This is a genomic window from Providencia alcalifaciens, assembly GCF_020271745.1.
Lineage (GTDB): Bacteria > Pseudomonadota > Gammaproteobacteria > Enterobacterales > Enterobacteriaceae > Providencia > Providencia alcalifaciens_B.
On the sequence record NZ_CP084296.1, the window covers coordinates 902,172 to 920,199 of the forward strand.

Annotated in this window: 11 protein-coding genes and 1 pseudogene; 9 read left to right on the plus strand and 3 right to left on the minus strand. The window is 44.9% G+C overall.

Going from position 1 to position 18,028, the window contains the following annotated elements; genetic code table 11:
- Positions 1-202: 202 nt before the first annotated feature.
- From glgB to glgP, 5 genes and pseudogenes are all read left to right on the plus strand, one after another.
- Positions 203-2,200 (plus strand): annotated as a pseudogene (gene glgB, locus LDO51_RS04030) (1,4-alpha-glucan branching protein GlgB); the annotation flags it as partial.
- Positions 2,187-4,136 carry a glycogen debranching protein GlgX gene (gene glgX, locus LDO51_RS04035; RefSeq protein WP_225576452.1) on the plus strand — a complete coding sequence of 650 codons (1,950 nt, stop codon included), beginning with the start codon at positions 2,187-2,189 and terminating at the stop codon, positions 4,134-4,136. The pseudogene glgB and the gene glgX, both read left to right, overlap by 14 nt.
- Before the next feature lie 21 nt (positions 4,137-4,157).
- On the plus strand, positions 4,158-5,468 hold the full coding sequence (glgC, locus tag LDO51_RS04040) for a glucose-1-phosphate adenylyltransferase (protein WP_423810958.1): 1,311 nt from the start codon (positions 4,158-4,160) through the stop codon (positions 5,466-5,468).
- An 11-nt stretch (positions 5,469-5,479) separates the two neighbouring features.
- Entirely contained in the window at positions 5,480-6,997 is a 1,518-nt protein-coding gene (gene glgA, locus LDO51_RS04045; RefSeq protein WP_225576453.1) for a glycogen synthase GlgA, read from the plus strand.
- Positions 6,990-9,422 (plus strand): glycogen/starch/alpha-glucan family phosphorylase, encoded by a 2,433-nt coding sequence (gene glgP, locus LDO51_RS04050; protein WP_225576454.1) that lies wholly within the window; start codon positions 6,990-6,992, stop codon positions 9,420-9,422. The genes glgA and glgP overlap by 8 nt, the downstream gene beginning before the upstream one ends.
- Positions 9,423-9,514: 92 nt before the next feature.
- Here glgP and LDO51_RS04055 read toward each other — a convergent pair whose 3' ends face one another.
- Both LDO51_RS04055 and LDO51_RS04060 read right to left on the minus strand, forming a co-directional pair.
- Complete coding sequence (locus LDO51_RS04055; protein ID WP_225576455.1) at positions 9,515-10,078, minus strand: DUF6630 family protein; 564 nt, start codon at positions 10,076-10,078, stop codon at positions 9,515-9,517.
- 167 nt (positions 10,079-10,245) lie between these two features.
- On the minus strand, positions 10,246-12,030 hold the full coding sequence (locus tag LDO51_RS04060; protein WP_225576456.1) for a lysophospholipid acyltransferase family protein: 1,785 nt from the start codon (positions 12,028-12,030) through the stop codon (positions 10,246-10,248).
- Positions 12,031-12,335: 305 nt separating this feature from the next.
- On the opposite strand from LDO51_RS04060, the gene fdhF reads away from it, so the two are divergent.
- A complete protein-coding gene (fdhF, locus tag LDO51_RS04065) occupies positions 12,336-14,483 on the plus strand; it encodes a formate dehydrogenase subunit alpha (RefSeq protein ID WP_225576457.1) in 2,148 nt (715 codons plus the stop codon).
- A gap of 343 nt (positions 14,484-14,826) precedes the next feature.
- Positions 14,827-15,033, plus strand: a complete 207-nt coding sequence (locus LDO51_RS04070; protein ID WP_225576458.1) for a hypothetical protein — start codon at positions 14,827-14,829, stop codon at positions 15,031-15,033.
- Here LDO51_RS04070 and LDO51_RS04075 read toward each other — a convergent pair.
- A complete protein-coding gene (locus LDO51_RS04075) occupies positions 15,008-16,603 on the minus strand; it encodes a sigma 54-interacting transcriptional regulator (RefSeq protein ID WP_225576459.1) in 1,596 nt (531 codons plus the stop codon). The genes LDO51_RS04070 and LDO51_RS04075 overlap by 26 nt on opposite strands.
- Positions 16,604-17,112: 509 nt before the next feature.
- On the opposite strand from LDO51_RS04075, the gene hydN reads away from it, so the two are divergent.
- Positions 17,113-17,661, plus strand: a complete 549-nt coding sequence (gene hydN / locus LDO51_RS04080; RefSeq protein ID WP_225577210.1) for an electron transport protein HydN — start codon at positions 17,113-17,115, stop codon at positions 17,659-17,661.
- A gap of 10 nt (positions 17,662-17,671) precedes the next feature.
- Positions 17,672-18,013, plus strand: coding sequence for a hydrogenase maturation nickel metallochaperone HypA (gene hypA, locus LDO51_RS04085; RefSeq protein WP_225576460.1), 342 nt, complete (start codon positions 17,672-17,674; stop codon positions 18,011-18,013).
- The last annotated feature ends 15 nt before the right edge of the window (positions 18,014-18,028 follow it).

The following is an 18,028-nucleotide window of genomic DNA, read 5'->3' on the forward strand; positions in this document are numbered from 1 at the left end:
ATTACGTTGAGTATTATTAATTGATAACTTAATAATACTATTCAAAAACAAATTAACTCATTGTTAAATAACGAATTTAATTAAATTTAAAGCTAAATATGTGAAGCCTATCAAATACAAATCAAATAATTTAAGTAAAGTTTAAATTGCTCATTTCACTTTTCTTGAGGTTATTTATTTGCCAAATAAAAATCGCGAAGTTATTTCTCAAATAACTTCTGGGCGTCGCTCTGCGGAAATATCCCCCGCAGAAACCCAAACAATTAAAAAGCACACTGATGGCTTTGGCACTCTCATTCGAGATATAGATGGTTGGCTACTGGCAGAAGGCACCCATCTACGTCCCTATGAATGTCTTGGTGCCCACCCCGTCAACTTCGACGGTGTTGATGGGGTGATTTTTTCTTTATGGGCACCCAATGCCCAACAGGTTTCTGTCGTCGGTGAATTTAATCAGTGGGATGGGCGCATTCACCCAATGACATTGCGCCATGAAGTGGGGATTTGGGAACGGTTCATTCCTGAAGCCAAACTCGGGCAAGCGTATAAATATGAATTACAAGATAGCCAGGGCTATATGCGGGTCAAAGCAGACCCTTACGCACTCAAAAGCGTGCTGTTTCCTCATGTAGAATCAGTGATAACAACCTTGCCAGGTAAACAAACTCCGCCGCACTTCGCCAGCGCCAGCTCGCCACTTTCCGCGCCAGTCTCGATTTACGAAGTGCACTTAGGCTCTTGGCGTCGCCATCCACATAATAATGGCTGGCTCAGCTACCGACAACTGGCTGAGCAGCTTATTCCTTATGTGGCAGACATGGGGTTTACCCATATCGAGTTGCTCCCTATTAGCGAACATCCGTTTGATGGATCTTGGGGCTACCAACCTATCGGACTCTATTCCCCAACCTATCGTTTTGGTGGCGTTGAGGATTTTCTCTATTTGATTCAAACCGCCCACCAGCATCACCTCAAAGTGATCCTTGATTGGGTACCTGCCCATTTTCCCAATGATGAATATGGGTTAATTCAATTTGATGGTACCGCACTGTATGAATATGCAGATCCGCGCGAAGGCGTCCATCAAAACTGGCACACCTTGATTTACAACTACAGCCGCTATGAAGTGGCCAACTTTTTGGCAGGCAATGCCCTCTATTGGCTAGAACGTTTTGGTGTCGATGGATTAAGAGTCGATGCAGTTAGTTCAATGATCTACCGCGATTATAGCCGCGAAGACGGGGAATGGGTCCCCAACAAATGGGGCGGCAAAGAGAACCTCGAAGCCCTCGATTTTCTACGTTATACCAACCAAATTATTCAACAGAACTGCCCCCATGCATTAATGATAGCCGAAGAGTCAACCGCCTTTCCAAATATCACAAGCTCTATTGAAAATCACGGTTTAGGTTTTGATTTCAAATGGGATTTAGGCTGGATGCACGACACTCTGCACTATATGTCTCTTGACCCGATTTACCGCCAATATCATCACCAGCAAATGACCTTTGGTATGTTTTACGCCCACAGCGAACACTTCGTTTTACCCCTTTCCCATGATGAAGTGGTGCATGGCAAAGGATCACTCCTCGGCAAAATGTCCGGCGACACATGGCAAAAATTCGCCAATTTACGGGCTTATTATGGGTTTATGTGGGGACATCCGGGTAAAAAATTGTTGTTTATGGGAGGAGAATTCGCCCAAGGGCGAGAATGGGATCACGACACAGGGCTAGATTGGCATTTGCTGAACCCTGAATATGATGGCTGGCATACAGGTGTACAGCGCCTTGTACGTGATTTAAATCACTGCTATCAGCAGCATCCCCCGCTGTACCAACTTGACTATTCCCCACAAGGTTTTGAATGGTTGGTGGTTGATGACCACCAAAATTCAGTATTCGCCTTTGTACGCCGAGATACCCACAACCATGAAATTGTAGTGGTCGCCAACTTCACTCCAGTTCTTCGTGAAAATTACCGCATTGGCGTTCACCAATCGGGCTGCTACCAAGAAATTATCAATACCGATTCTCACTATTATCGGGGCGGTAATATGGGAAATCAGGGGGCAATATCCACCCAGCCAATAGCGGCTCACGGTAAAAATCACTCCCTAAATATTACGCTTCCCCCTTTAGCCACCCTGTATTTGAAACGGAAGTATCTGAAACAGGAGCTACCGAATGATACTCTTTAATTTTCAGCGAGGTCATGCACACCCCCTTGGTAGCCACATAGATGAACACGGCGTCAATTTTGCTATTTACAGCGAGCGGGCTGAACACATTGACTTATGCGTGCTGGACTCACTCGGTGATGAAATTCGTTACCCGCTCTATCGAGGAGATAACCACATTTGGCATGGTTATTTAATGGGTGCAAAAGCAGGTCTGCATTATGGTTATCGTGTCAGAGGGAAATGGGAACCCCAGGCAGGATTATATTTTGATGAAACTGACTTACTGATTGACCCTTACAGCCGCGAACTCAGTGGTAAACAGCAACCTTACTCCGTCGTCAGCCATGAACCTTATGACTGGCAAGGAGACACCCCTCTTCATACTCCATGGTCAAAAACCGTGATTTATGAAGCTCATGTTCGGGGGCTTACCAAGCAACACCCTGAAATTCCACCCGCTTTACGGGGGAGTTATGCCGCTATCACACACCCTTGCATAATCCAGCATTTAACGCGACTTGGCGTAACGGCGCTTGAGTTGCTCCCTGTGCAATTTCATCTGGACGAGCCGCGATTACAGGCTAAAAATCTCACTAATTACTGGGGCTATAACACGCTGGCACCGTTTGCGATTGAGCCTCAATATTGGTCTGGGCAAGCAGGTTCTACGCCGTTGAGTGAGTTTCGCGATATGGTCAAAGCCCTACATCGTGCTGGCATTGAAGTTATCCTCGATATTGTGTTTAACCACACGGCCGAATTAGACCGTTCAGGGCCTTGCTTATCGTTTAGGGGGTTAGATAACCCCACCTATTACTGGTTAAACGACAATAGCGAATATGTGGATTGGACGGGCTGCGGTAATACGCTGAAATTGTCTCACTCGGCAGTAAGCCAATGGGTGCTTGATTGCCTGCATTTTTGGGCGATTGAATGCCATGTTGATGGCTTTCGCTTTGATTTAGCCACAATATTGGGAAGAACGCCGGCGTTTAATTCTCAGGCTCCACTGCTTAAGGCTATCACCCAAGACCCCATTCTTGGGCAGCTTAAGTTGATTGCTGAACCTTGGGATCTCGCCAACAACGGTTACCAATTAGGGCAATTTCCACCGCCTTTTGCCGAATGGAATGACCAATTTCGCAATGATTGCCGCCGTGCTGTTTTATATTGTGATATGCCTATCGGTACCTTGGCAAACCGCCTAGCTGGCTCACGGGACTGTTTTTCACAAAACCATTGTTCACAAACCCGCTTTTCACAGAATCATCGCCCTAGTTTTGTTTCAATTAACCACATCACCGCACACGATGGTTTTACGTTGCGAGATTTAGTCAGTTTTAATCACAAACATAACCACGCCAACGGTGAAAATAACCAAGATGGTAGCGACGACAACAGCAGCAATAATCATGGCTTTGAAGGATTAAACGCCACTGAAAAGATAATATCGGAACGCCAACAGAGTCAGCGCCATTTATTAAGTTTGCTGTTCTTGTCATTAGGCACGCCGATGCTGCGCGCAGGGGATGAGCTAGGGCATAGCCAACAAGGAAATAATAATGCTTATTGCCAAGATAACCCAATAAGCTGGCTTAACTGGCAGGAAGCGGATAGTGCGCTCATGGAATTTACAGCACAACTTATCGCTTTACGCCAGCAGATCCCTGCACTGGTTTCGGGGCAATGGTGGCATTCACTGCCCCCGAATAAAACGGTTGAATGGCTAAATAACCAAGGCTTCCCCATAACCTTTGAGCAGTGGCAGCAATCATGCCCCATGCAAGTGTTACTTTCCGGCCAATGGCTATTACTGATTAATTTCACTGAGCAAGCCCATTCGTTCACGCTTCCCGAAGGGAATTGGCACCCTGTCCCGCCTTTTTATTGCCACTTATTTCGCGCTATTCCCCCAAAAACCTTCGTGGTAATGCGGCGCCACGATTTTTCATAAAGTGTTCATTAAGGAATTGATATGTTAGAGAAAATGCCTTTTTACATCGACCAAAATTCTATTTCGAGGCAGCTATTAGCCAAGGAACTTCCGAGCAATACGGTTGCGCTTGTTTTGGCAGGTGGTAAAGGATCTCGTCTCAAAGCCCTGACTCAGAAGCAGCCAAAACCTTCACTCCACTTTGGCGGGAAGTTTCGAATTATCGATTTCAGCTTATCTAACTGTATTAATTCAGGCATTTACCGGGTTGGTATACTCACCCAATACTATTCCCATCACTTAATCCAACATATTCAGCACAGTTGGTCATTTCTAAACGGGAAAACCAATGAATTTATTGAAATATTCCCTGCTCAACAGAAACAGGATATCGAAGATTGGTATCAAGGTACCGCCGATGCTATCTTTCAAAATCTCGATGTTATTAGCCAATATCAAGCCAAATACATCATTGTGTTAGCCGGGGATCATATCTACAAAATGGATTATTCTCGCATGTTGCTCGACCATGTTGAGAAAGGGAGCCAATGCACGGTGGCCTGCATTGAAGTACCCTGTAGCCAAGCGTCTGAATTTGGCATTATGGACATTAATGATGATGAACAAATCATTAATTTTATTGAAAAACCTCAATTTCCTCCACCAATGCCGGGAAAGCCTTATGTCGCATTAGCCAGTATGGGCGTGTACGTTTTTGATGCCCAATACCTCTATCAATTACTCGCTGAAGAGCAGCAACAGCAGAATACACAACATGATTTTGGTAAAAACTTAATCCCAAAAGCAGTACAACAAGGCAAGGCTTGGGCGCACCCATTTAGCCGCTCCTGCGTCTATTCCGACTTTAATGTAGGCTCATCCCCTTACTGGCGAGATGTGGGGACCATTGATGCCTACTGGAACGCCAATATTGATTTAGTTTCAGCCAAGCCCGCACTGGATATGTATGACCCCCATTGGTCAATTCGGACGAGCCACTCCCCATTGGCGCCAGCTCGATTTATTCAAGGTGAATCACTGCAATCCCCCCAAATTACCAACACATTAATTAATGCAGGCTCCATCGTCGAAGACGCCAAAATTGCTAATTCCGTGATTTTCCAAAATGTCCGCGTGAATGCTCACAGCCAGCTCGATGCCTGCGTGATCCTCCCCGATGTCTCTATTGGATATGCCTGCCGCTTACAACGCTGCATTATCGATAGCGGCTGTGTGTTACCCAACAAACTGGTTATTGGTGAAGACCCACAATGGGATGCCCAACATTTCTATCGCTCTGAAGGTGGCGTCGTCCTTGTCACTCAAAAAATGCTCGATAATCTTGCGGCTTAAAGGAGGTTCAGATGCGCATACTTCATGCAGGCTCAGAGCTATTTCCTCTACTCAAAACAGGCGGTTTAGCGGATGTGCTCGGTGCATTGCCCCAAGCTCAAATCGCTGAAGGAGCTGATGTCCGCATCGTGTTACCCGGTTTTCCCGCGCTACTGGATGCGGTTCCCCACACGTTGGTTGGCAGCCATATCAATACATTTGCAGGCCCCATCACTTTGCGTTTTGGTCATTATGATGGTGTCGGTCTCTATTTAATTGACGCCCCGCATCTTTATCAGCGTACAGGCAGCCCCTATCATGACAATAATCAACAAGAATACAGGGACAACTATCTGCGCTTTGCCTTATTAGGCTGGATAAGCTGCGAACTTGCCTGTGGTTTTGATACGGATTGGCGACCCGACATTGTTCACGCCCACGACTGGCATGCAGGACTATGCGCCGCCTATCTCGCTGCCAAAAACACCCCTGTTCCTTGCGTATTTACCGTCCATAATCTGGCTTACCAAGGGCTATTTTCGGCAACCCATTTTCCTGAGTTACAGCTACCTAACGGGTTTTACTCCCTTGAAGGCTTAGAATTTTATGGGCAAATTTCCTACCTCAAAGCGGGGCTGTTCTACGCCAATAAAATCACCTTTGTTAGCCCCACTTATGCCAAAGAAGTCACCATTCCCGAATACGGTTATGGGTTCGCCAGTTTACTGAAACAGCGCCAATCTCAAGCGGATATTTTGGGGATCTTAAACGGTGTGGATTACCAAGTGTGGGATCCGCAACTTGACCCGTTGATCCCACATAATTACGGTCGGCAAAATATGCTAGGTAAAGCCATCAGCAAAATGACCTTCCAGAGAGAAAACAAACTTAATGTCACCGATAAAGCGCCACTGTTTGGCGTCGTCAGTCGCCTCAGTACACAAAAGGGACTAGACCTCTTGCTGGAAGTGATCCCCAATTTGCTGCACCAAGGCGGGCAACTTTCCGTTTTAGGCAGTGGCGACACCGACCTGCAACACGCCTTTGAGCAACTCGCCCACCAATACCCTAAACAGGTTTCTGTCCTGATTGGTTATGACGAACCTCATGCCCATAAATTGATCGCGGCCGCTGACGTGATTGTGGTGCCAAGCCGCTACGAACCTTGTGGTTTGACCCAACTTTATGGTTTGAAATATGGCGCTCTCCCACTGGTTCGCCACACGGGGGGGCTAGCCGATACCGTTACCGATTGCTCCCTCGAAAATTTGGCAGATCGCACGGCAACCGGTTTTGTATTTCATGATTATCACGGTTATCGCTCCAATCATGGAAAAGCCACTGAACTCAATGATGCAGTACGTCGCGTTTTTGCTCTTTGGAATGAACCGACTCGCTGGAAACGCGTACGCCGCCAAGGTATGAAGATGGATTTTAGCTGGCAAGCTTCCGCCCAAAAATACCTTGCGCTTTACCAGAACTTAATTGAATCAAAGCTTCATGACCCAACTCTTAATGACCCAACGACGAAAGGCGCTGACCATGAATAATCCATTGACCATCCAAAATCGTGAACAGCGGATCAACACACTGATCGACTCCATTCAAACCAAATTGAAATTTATGATTGGCAAAGACCCAATCATTGCTACACAACATGATTGGCTGAATGCCATCTCCTACGCCATTCGTGACTTAACCGTTGATCGCTGGTTACGCGCCATCCGCCGTTCTCTATCTCAATCGGATCGCGCTGTCGCTTACTTATCCATGGAATTCCTGATTGGACGCACCCTCTCCAATACTTTATTAAATTTAGGTATGTACGAGGATGTGTCTGCGGCCTTGAAAAAAATGGGCTTTGAACTGAATGCTATTTTAGAGGAAGAGGATGATCCCGGTTTAGGTAATGGCGGTTTAGGGCGTCTTGCTGCGTGTTTTTTAGATTCCCTTGCAACCTTGAAAGTGCCCTCGGTGGGGTTCGGTATCCGCTATGAATATGGCATGTTTCAGCAAAATATTATTGATGGACAACAAGTTGAGTCAACAGACCGTTGGTTACAATATGGTAATGCATGGGAATTTCCGCGCTATAACCTCAGCTACAAAGTCCGTTTTGCAGGCCGTCTTCAACAAGAAGGCAAAGTGGTACGTTGGATAGAAACCGAAGAAGTGCTCGCACGTGCCTATGACCAAATTGTGATGGGCTATGGTTGTGATGCCACAAATACACTGAGGCTATGGTCAGCCCATGCAACCAATGAAATGAACATCAACAAATTCAATCAAGGAGACTATTCTGCGGCGGTTGAAGATAAAAATTTTTCTGAAAATGTGTCCCGCGTGCTCTATCCCAATGACTCTACGGAATCGGGAAAAATTTTGCGTCTTGGACAAGAGTATTTTCTTGTATCAGCGACCTTGCAGAATATCCTCGATGTCCATTACCGAGTCCACGGCACGTTAACTAACCTTGCGGATAAAGTGGCAATCCATCTAAATGATACCCACCCCGTTTTAGCGATTCCTGAACTGATGCGCTTGCTGATAGATGAACACGAATATGAGTGGGAGGCCGCATGGCAAATGAGTGAAAGGATCTTTTCCTACACCAATCACACTCTGATGAGTGAAGCATTAGAACGTTGGTCTGTGGACCTTCTCGGGCGATTACTCCCTCGCCACCTGCAAATTATCTTTGAAATAAACGACCACTTTCTCACTAAAATCAAACAGCGCTACCCCAATAATCCGGAACTGTTAACTCGATTATCTCTGATTGATGAATCCCATGGGCGCTATGTTCGCATGGCATGGCTTGCCGTCGTGGGCTGCTACCAAGTCAATGGCGTGTCAAAGCTGCATTCTGAGCTTATGACTCAAGAAATTTTTGCTGATTTTGCCAAAGTATTTCCAGAGCGTTTTAGCAATATCACCAATGGGATTACCCCACGCCGCTGGCTGGCATTGTGTAATAAACCCCTTGCAAGCTTGATTGATGAAACCATCGGTGAGAGTTGGCGGGAAGATCTCACCGAACTTTCACGCCTACAGCAACGCATAGATTTTCCTTTATTTATTGAGCGGTTAAAAACCTGCAAGTTAGAAAACAAAGTTGCTCTCGCCGATTATATCGCTAAGAACGTCAATATCATTGTCGATCCTCATGCCATGTTCGATGTACAAATCAAACGTATTCATGAATATAAACGCCAATTACTCAATATCTTGCAAGTTATTGGGCGCTACCTGCGTATCTTGCAACACCCCGAAAAGAATTGGGTTTCGCGCGTGGTGATTTTTTCAGGGAAAGCCGCCTCATCCTACGTTAACGCTAAAATGATCATCCGGCTCATCAATGACGTCGCTAATGTGATTAACCATGACGCCCGAATCAAAAACCGCTTAAAAGTGGTTTTTATCCCAAATTACAGTGTGAGCTTAGCGGAGTTAATTATTCCCGCCACCGACTTATCCGAACAAATTTCTCTTGCAGGAACAGAAGCTTCTGGAACAGGTAATATGAAATTTGCCCTCAATGGCGCATTGACTATCGGCACATTAGACGGCGCCAATATTGAAATTCGTGAACATGTTGGCGAAGAAAATATCTTTATCTTTGGACATACCGCCGAGCAAGTTGATGTGATTCGTGCACAAGGCTATGACCCAAGAAAGATTTGCCAAGAACATGAAGATCTGCACAATGTCCTCAATTCCCTCGTTTCGGGCATTTTCAGCCCTGATGACCCTAACCGCTATTACCCGCTTTATGATTCTCTGATTAATTTTGGCGATCATTATCAATTGCTTGCCGATTACCACTCTTACGTTCAAGCCCAAGATGCCGTCGATAAGCTATACCAAAACCCCACGCTATGGGTGCAAAAAACACTCAATAATATTGCTAATATGGGCTATTTCTCTTCCGATAGAACCATCAAAGAGTATGTCGAGAAAATATGGGGAGTTTAGGCCTGAGAGGCTCTTAAAATCGCTATTATTATGGCGATTTTAAGACTGACAATTACATTCTTTTATATAAAACAAGCCGACATCAAATAACGTTACTCATACTCACTGTAATCCACTTCTTCGTCATTCAAATCAACCATCACATCGAATTGTTCCATAATCGATATAAACGGTTCGAAAATTTCTGAAGGTATTAAAATTTCATGGTAAGCATCATTACCGGAATTTAAGCCTAATAGATAATAGCCAAGCGTTTGTAATTGCTGATTCGCGCGCACAAAAATTTGGTCAGGCCTTAAATCATTTTTAGGGTCGCCAACTCCGAAATCTAATCGAATATCAAGATCCGCAATATCTAGCGCCTCTACCAAAAAAACAACCGCAGATTCACTATCTTTCCAGTCTATCCAAAAACTATTTCCCATGTTCGATCTCACGACCAAATCCGCAATAATGAATCCAAGGTCTTCATTCTCGACACTATCAATAAAACCTTCTTCATCCTCATCGATCAACTCTTTCAATTCCTCTTCAAAAGAAGCAATATCAGTCGCTGTATTTTCTTTAGAGTTAGGGTTCAGTAACGTCGCTAACTCAGTGATGGCTGGCATAAGTTCATTATAAAGAGCGATGGTTTCTGGCTTCATACTTTGCATGAAAAATCCTTAAATTTATTATCGATGTCATCAATAATATTTTGCTGAAACTAAAATGAGCTGTATATGAAATAATTCCTAGATTATCGGTAAGTTACGGTTATCCTACTGGTTAAGGCCATGGGTTTTGATTACATCGTTAATGCACTGTATTGCGTTCTTAATTTTCAGGATTTAGGTTTCAGTATCTCGCCCATTTGCTCGACAATATGAGTGCCCTTGCCAGTCAATTTTTCTTCTGCTGTATTCTTTTCCAAATGTACCGCAATATACCGTTGATAACGTTGTGGTTTTAAACGATTCATATCCACCAGCACCAAACCATCAATGCAGTCATTAAAGGCAGGGTCCGTACCGAAATCAATAAACTGTACACCTCCCGGCTCACACAGTTCTGTATATTGTTTATACAACGTCGGAATAGAGCAGCCAATATTGCTCAGTAAGCTTTTTAGCTTCACCAAATCTTCTTGGTAATTATTACCATCAAACTGGGCTAAAACCTGTGGCAGTGATGCAGGGTAAGGCTTACGGGATTGCGCCATTGCCAGCTCAGAGGAAAAATAGAGGCGATAAAATGCAATCAGCAAATCACGTGCAGCAACGGGCAGGCTTCCAGAGATAGACACGGGACCAAATAGATAACGATATTGAGGATACTTCGCTAAATACGCGCCAATGCCTAACCAAAGATAATCTAAGCCGCGTTTACCCCAATAGGCGGGCTGAATAAAACTACGCCCTAACTCAATCCCTTGAGCCAAAATAGGCATCATGTCTTGGTTATAGTGGAACAGGCTATTGCTGTAGATCCCCTCTAACCCTTTTTTCTCTAGCTGCTGCTCCGTCGGCACAAATCGGTATGCGCCCACCACTTCTAAATCCTCTTCATCCCATAAAATAAGATGGTAATAATCGTCATCGAAACTATCGAGATCACGGCGTCGACCGGAGCCTTCCCCCACTGCGCGGAATGCGATTTCCCGCAATCGTCCCAGCTCGCGTAAAATCGGCGTTCGCTCTTCTTGCTGGCGCTGATAGAGGTAAATAATTTTACCATCAGGAGTCACGCCTAGTTGCTCGCAAGCCGCTAAGGCCTTTTTCAGTTCAATGCGGTCTTCGGGTAACGCGATTGGCGCTTCACAGGTAAACAGCCCTGCTTTTCCTTTCCCTAGCAGATACACATGGCGACGAAACCGCTCCGCCAGCTCATTATCATTCGTTCGCCCGTCATACCATTGGGAAAACGGGATGCGTCCACCGATGCGTAATTTGATCCGATTATTGCGCTGCTTGAACATCTCGTTCACCAGCATCAAAGCAGATAGCGGCTTATACACCAAAGATGTTGTGTAGAACAGCAAGCTGTTACGGGCTTGAACATGCACGGGAACAATCGGTGCACGAGATTTGGCGGCTAAACGTAAAAACCCCGTGCGCCAATGACAATCACGAACGCCTTTCGTCCCCCATCGAGAGACTTCCCCCGCAGGAAAAACAACCAATGCCCCTTGGTTATCAAGATGAGATTGCATACCCACGACTTGCTGGCGGTTGGTGCGATTGCCAACATTATCAACAGGAATAAATAAGCTTTGAAGTGGCTCAAGGTAACTGAGCATTTGATTCGCGACAATTTTTACATCCGGTCGAATCGTTGCAACTGCACGTAAAATTGCGAGCCCATCAAGGGAGCCAATTGGATGATTTGCAACAAATAATACTGGACCTTGGCTTGGGATATTCTCTAAATCCCCGTCACCTAATTCGCAACGGACATTCAAGTCATTCATAAATTGTTCGACAAGATCGAGCCCTTTTAAGTGTGGATAATCCTCAGCAAGCTGCTGAAAATCTTTTTCATGCAGTAAACGCTTTAATAATTTCCGTTTCCAAGCGGGCAGTGTTTGCTGCGGAAAAGCACTTTCCAGTAAAGCATCAACACTAAACATAATGAAGTCCTCTCACATGCGCGTTATTGTCAAATTTAAGTCATAATAATGACGAATAAACAACCACTTTGTGACAAGATTATGAAATAAATGATGCAAGAACTATGCGTCATTGTCCGAGAAACCCTCGACACTTTTGACGATGTCATCTCAATTTAGTTGTTGTTCACTTTTCACTTGAAAATATTTTCTTTTTATTCAGTTAATTATAAATTCCATCTTCGCTAAAAAAACTGGCACAAACCCTGCATTAGCTCTCTTGAAAGAGCGGGAAACCGCTACACAAAAATAGAGGAGCAATGTTGATGGAAAAAGTCATCACCGTCTGCCCGTATTGCGCCTCAGGCTGTAAAATCAACCTGAAGGTGGAAAACGGGAAGATCATTGGCGCAGAAGGCGCAAATGGTCACACAAATGAAGGGGAGCTTTGCCTGAAAGGTTACTATGGCTGGGACTTCATTCATGACACTAAAATTTTAACACCGCGTTTAAAAAACCCGATGATCCGCCGTCAGCGTGGTGGCAAATTAGAGGTTGTTTCTTGGGAGGAAGCCATTGAATTTGCGAGCTCCCGTTTATTAGCCATCAAAGAAAAATATGGTCCAAAAGCCATCATGACGACAGGTTCTTCCCGCGGTCCGGGCAATGAAGCCAACTTCGTGATGCAAAAATTTGTTCGTGCAGCGGTCGGTAGTAATAATATCGACTGCTGCGCACGTGTCTGACACGGCCCTTCGGTTGCAGGTCTGCAGCGTTCGGTCGGTAATGGCGCAATGAGCAACTCAATTGTTGAAATTGAGGATACCAAATGTATTTTTGTCTTCGGTTATAACGCCGCGGACTCACACCCTATTGTCGCTCGCCGTATTTTAAAAGCGAAAGAAAAAGGGGCACAAATTATTGTCTGCGACCCGCGTTATATTGAAACCGCGCGTATTGCAGATATTCACTTACCACTGAAAAACGGTTCAAACATCGCGTTATTGAATGCGTTCGCTCACGTTATCATCGAGGAGAATCTGTATGATCAAGCCTTTATTGAGGCGCATACCGACAAGTTCGACGAATATCGTGCATTAGTGGCACCATATACACCTGAATCCGTTGAAGAGATCACCGGTATCAAAGCCGAGGATATCCGCAGAACCGCACGGATGTACGCGAAAGCTGAAAATGCCACCATTTTATGGGGCATGGGTGTCACTCAGTTCTACCAAGGGGTGGAAACCGTTCAGTCTCTCACCAGCTTGGCATTACTCACTGGCAACCTAGGTAAGCCGCATGTGGGTGTGGGTCCTGTACGTGGTCAAAATAACGTACAAGGTGCCTGCGATATGGGGGCGTTACCGAATACGCTACCGGGCTATCAGTATGTTTCGGATAAAGCGGCTCTCGATAAATTTGCCAAATTCTGGGGCATTGACGCAATGCCGGATGAAAATGGTATTCCGCTGAGTGAAGTCCCCCACTTTATCGATGAAGGCATTCTGAAAGCGCACTATGTAATGGGTGAAGATCCACTACAAACTGAGCCGGATTTAGCAACGATTCGCCGCACATTCGACAAACTTGAGCTGTTAATCGTGCAAGATATCTTTATGACCAAAACCGCGTCAATTGCAGACGTGATTTTCCCAGCTACCTCTTGGGGGGAACATGAAGGTGTCTATACGGCGGCTGACCGTGGTTTCCAACGCTTCTATAAAGCGGTTGAACCTGTGGGTGATGTAAAAACTGACTGGGAAATCATCAGTTTAATGTCAACCGCAATGGGCTACCCAATGCACTACAATAACACCAAAGAAATTTGGGATGAGCTACGTGAGCTTTGCCCGATTTATTTTGGTGCGACTTACGAGAAAATGGCGGGCTTGGCATACATTCAATGGCCATGCCGTACGTTAGAAAGTGAAGGCACCGAGTACCTGTATGAAGGTGGTAATTTCGATACACCAAATGGTCGCGGTCAATTCTTTACTTGCGAATGGCGCCCACCAATCGACCAAGTCAGTGATGAGTACCCAATGGTTCTTGCCACCGTGCGTGAAGTTGGCCACTACTCTTGCCGCTCGATGACCGGTAACTGTAAAGCCCTAGCGTCTCTCGCTGACGAACCGGGTTTTGTTCAGATCAATACGGCCGATGCGAAAGCGTTAGGCATTAAAGATCAGGAACTGGTTTGGGTCTGTTCACGACAAGGTAAGGTCATCACTCGCGCAAATATCAGCGACCGCCCAAATAAAGGCGCTGTATATATGACGTATCAGTGGTGGATTGGTGCTTGTAATGAGCTGGTCGCCGAGAACTTAAGCCCGATAACCAAAACACCGGAATACAAATACTGTGCGGTGCGTGTTGAGCCAATCGCGGATCAACATAAAGCCGAGCATTATGTGGTTCAGGAGTATACGGGGATCAAACGTCGCTTACGTGAGGCAGCCGAAGGTTTATAGTTTATTTTGACGCTTTGCACTGTAGGAATACGTATATAAAACAAACCTACAGTGCAAATTATATTAAACGCTAAATACATTAAAAACGACATATATTAAAAATCATATAACGATAATAAACATCGCCCTTCAACAAGCGATTAAAATAAAATATTAATCGCCATTAAAAACTATTTAATAAAAAAATAACCTTCCAACAAAATAATCAACACCCTTTATTTTCACTTAGTAATTTTCCCTTTTTCCTTTCCCTTTTCCTTTACTAGCTTCTACCAATCTCTAAATAATTCGCGTTGTGGCTAGGCGGCAGACGCAGCTAAGCCCTAGGAGCATACATAAGTATGTGACTAGGGTTAGCGAGGACAGCCAACAACGCCACGGCGTGAAGTATGACGAGATTAAGTATGTGACTCGGGTTAGCGAGGCTAGCCAACAACGCCACAGCGCGAAGTATGACGAGATTAAGTATGTGACTCGGGTTAGCGAGGCTAGCCAACAACGCCACAGCGCGAAGTATGACGAGATTACTGGAATAGGTCTTGAACACTAACCCCGAGTCTCTGCATCCTTGAAAGCAACGTCGTGCGCTTCAACCCTAAGCGGGCTGCCGCCCCTCTCGCTCCTGCAACCACCCCATTGGTGGCTTTTAGCGCTTCAATAATTCGGTTCCGTTCTTCATCGTCGCTCTCTGGCGCATCCGTCTGCATTTTTCGTTCTAATGAACTGGGCTTATTCAGGGCTTCTTTAATGCGAGATGGTTTTGGGATATTTAGCTCATGCAATTGAATATTCAGCGTATTCCCACGGGTTAAAATAACGGCTCGTTCAATCACATTTTCCAGCTCCCGCACATTGCCCGGCCATGGGTACAAAGATAGCTGCGCGAGTGCATCGCGAGGAATGCAATCAATCTTACGGTTCATACGCTGCGCCATTTTCTTGGTGAAATAGGTCGCGAGCAGCGGAATATCTTCAGGTCGATCACGTAATGGCGGGATCACAATCGGGAACACATTCAAGCGATAATACAGATCTTCACGGAACTCTCGGTCTTCCGTCATCGCCTTTAAGTTGCGATTAGTCGCCGCTACAAGTCGCACATCCACAGGGATAACTTTATTTCCGCCAATGCGCTCGATCTCGCGCTCTTGTAAAACACGCAATAATTTTGGCTGTAGATCCAGTGGCATATCACCAATTTCATCTAAAAATAGTGTGCTTTTATCTGCCATTTCAAAGCGACCAATATGGGTACTCGTTGCGCCTGTAAATGCGCCTTTATCATGTCCAAACAAGTCGCTTTCTAATAAACCTGTCGGAATTGCCGCACAGTTCATTTTAATCAGTGAGCGTTGGTGGCGATTGCTAAGTTGATGAACGGCTCTGGCAATTAACTCTTTACCCGTGCCCGTTTCACCCAAAATAAGCACGGTGCTATCACTGCGAGCCACTAAATCCACTTGCTCCAACACTTCACGCATCGCCTGACTTTGAAAGACAATTTCACTGAAGCTATTGGTGTTTTGGATCTGTTCATTGAGCCATAAATTTTCATTTTTCAGGCTATCTTTGAGACGAGTAATTTCACCATACGCTGCGGCATTATCCACGGCAATCGCAAAACGCGCCGCTACTTGCTTCAATAAATTGCAGCTATCTTCGGTGAAAATACGGTCATCTTCATGAGATAACACTAAAACACCTAATGGCTTATGATTAAATGCCAACGGTAACAGCAAAGTTTCCGTCATCCCTTCTGCACACAGATTTTGATACAGAGGGTCTTGAGTTTGCCTATCGAGCGCTAAGCGCAGCGGCTTGTTGCTCTCCAAGACTTGAGCGAGATCCGCATGCAGCTCATTAAGATGATACTGGCTTTTTTTAACAGGTTTTGAGCGTTGATAATGGCTTGAATAACAAAGATAAACCGCTGAACTAACATTATCACAAAGGGCAACGCTGATTTGGCTAATCCCAAAAAATCGGTAGATTTCCCTCGAAACCTCAGCCACTAACCCATCCATTTCAAGATGAGAAAGCACTGAGTTAGTGATGTCCACAAGGATCCTAAACTGGTCACGTTCATGACGAATTTGTTCGGTGGTTTCGGATATGCTCACAAAATCTCCAATCTCGTCCTAACCCACTGCATTGCCAAGTCATCTATTTATTTTGCTGACTAACAATAATGAGAATTAGTTAGAGTTTTAAATTTTCATTTATAAACGACTTATTTATCAATCATAAAAATAAAAAAGTTTAATAGTGTGATTAATACGATTACTATTTTTGATTTAATACTAATATTGTAGTCATTATTTGAAAAAATAATATCAGAGTCTGATTTAAGTTTGATCCATTCACCTATTTTAGATATTAGTTGATTTAACCCAATATCCGCTTAATACCGATTTCATGCCCCTCGACAATAATGTCGAAAAACGTGTCGAATATGAAACTTCTATTTTTTGTCATTGTCCGATAATAACTAACTTAATGATTTTATTAAATTAATTTATTTAACGAATTTGGCACGATCCATGCTTATCTCTGAGTATTGTCAGCATAAAACGAGGCAACCGGAATAGACCGGATCCCATGCCCGTTTACGATCATTCAGGAGAATATGATGAACCGTTTCATCATTGCAGACCCAAAGAAGTGCATTGGCTGTCACACCTGTGAAGTGGCTTGTGTGGTCTCCCACCAAGAACAAGAAACAGGGATTGCCACCGTTGTAAAGGATGAATTTTTTCCGCGTATTCATGTACTAAAAGGCTATACCGTCAGTACCGCGGTGGTTTGTCGCCAATGTGAGGACGCCCCGTGTGCCAATGTGTGCCCTAATGGCGCCATCAGCCGTAAAGATGATTTTATGTATGTGGATCAATCTAAATGTATTGGTTGTAAAACCTGTGTTATCGCTTGCCCTTACGGCACCATGGAAGTGATCAGCCGCCCAGTTGCGCAGCACACCACGGCACTCAATACGATTCCACAGTATCGTGCTGAAGCGCATAAATGCGACTTATGCCATACCCGTGAAGGTGGGCCTGCTTGTGTGGAAGTCTGTCCAACAGAAGCCTTAATGATCGTCGACAGAAATAAAATGGATGAAATTATCAAAGAACGCCGCCGTCGTGCAGCCTTTGAAAACCCAGCAGATATTTTGTCTTAAGGGATAGCCCATGCATGAAGTTGCCTTATGCCAAAGCGCATTTGAGATTATTGAACAGCACGCTAAACGTAATCATGCTCGGCGGGTGACTGGCGTGTGGTTAGAACTCAGCGCCGTCTCTTGCGTGGAAGAATCCGCCGTGCATTTTTGTTTTGATATTATCTGCCGCAATACCCTCGCCCAAGGTGCCGAATTACATATTGTAATTTCCCCTGCGCAAGCGCAATGCCGAGATTGTCAGCATCAGGTACAAATAACCCAATTTGGTGCAGGTTGCCCCCACTGCGGCAGCCAAAACTTAATTGTCGACAGCACTAGCACCATGCAAGTGAAGCAGATTGAAATTGAATAACCCATTTAGGAGCCA

What these genes read in the sequence shown, in the direction of transcription:
- glgX (WP_225576452.1), top strand. Translation starts at nt 2,187, where the DNA reads ATGATACTCTTTAATTTTCAGCGAGGTCATGCACACCCCCTTGGTAGC.
- glgC (WP_423810958.1), top strand. Translation starts at nt 4,158, where the DNA reads ATGTTAGAGAAAATGCCTTTTTACATCGACCAAAATTCTATTTCGAGG.
- glgA (WP_225576453.1), top strand. Translation starts at nt 5,480, where the DNA reads ATGCGCATACTTCATGCAGGCTCAGAGCTATTTCCTCTACTCAAAACA.
- glgP (WP_225576454.1), top strand. Translation starts at nt 6,990, where the DNA reads ATGAATAATCCATTGACCATCCAAAATCGTGAACAGCGGATCAACACA.
- LDO51_RS04055 (WP_225576455.1), bottom strand. Translation starts at nt 10,078, where the DNA reads ATGCAAAGTATGAAGCCAGAAACCATCGCTCTTTATAATGAACTTATG.
- LDO51_RS04060 (WP_225576456.1), bottom strand. Translation starts at nt 12,030, where the DNA reads ATGTTTAGTGTTGATGCTTTACTGGAAAGTGCTTTTCCGCAGCAAACA.
- hydN (WP_225577210.1), top strand. Translation starts at nt 17,113, where the DNA reads ATGAACCGTTTCATCATTGCAGACCCAAAGAAGTGCATTGGCTGTCAC.
- hypA (WP_225576460.1), top strand. Translation starts at nt 17,672, where the DNA reads ATGCATGAAGTTGCCTTATGCCAAAGCGCATTTGAGATTATTGAACAG.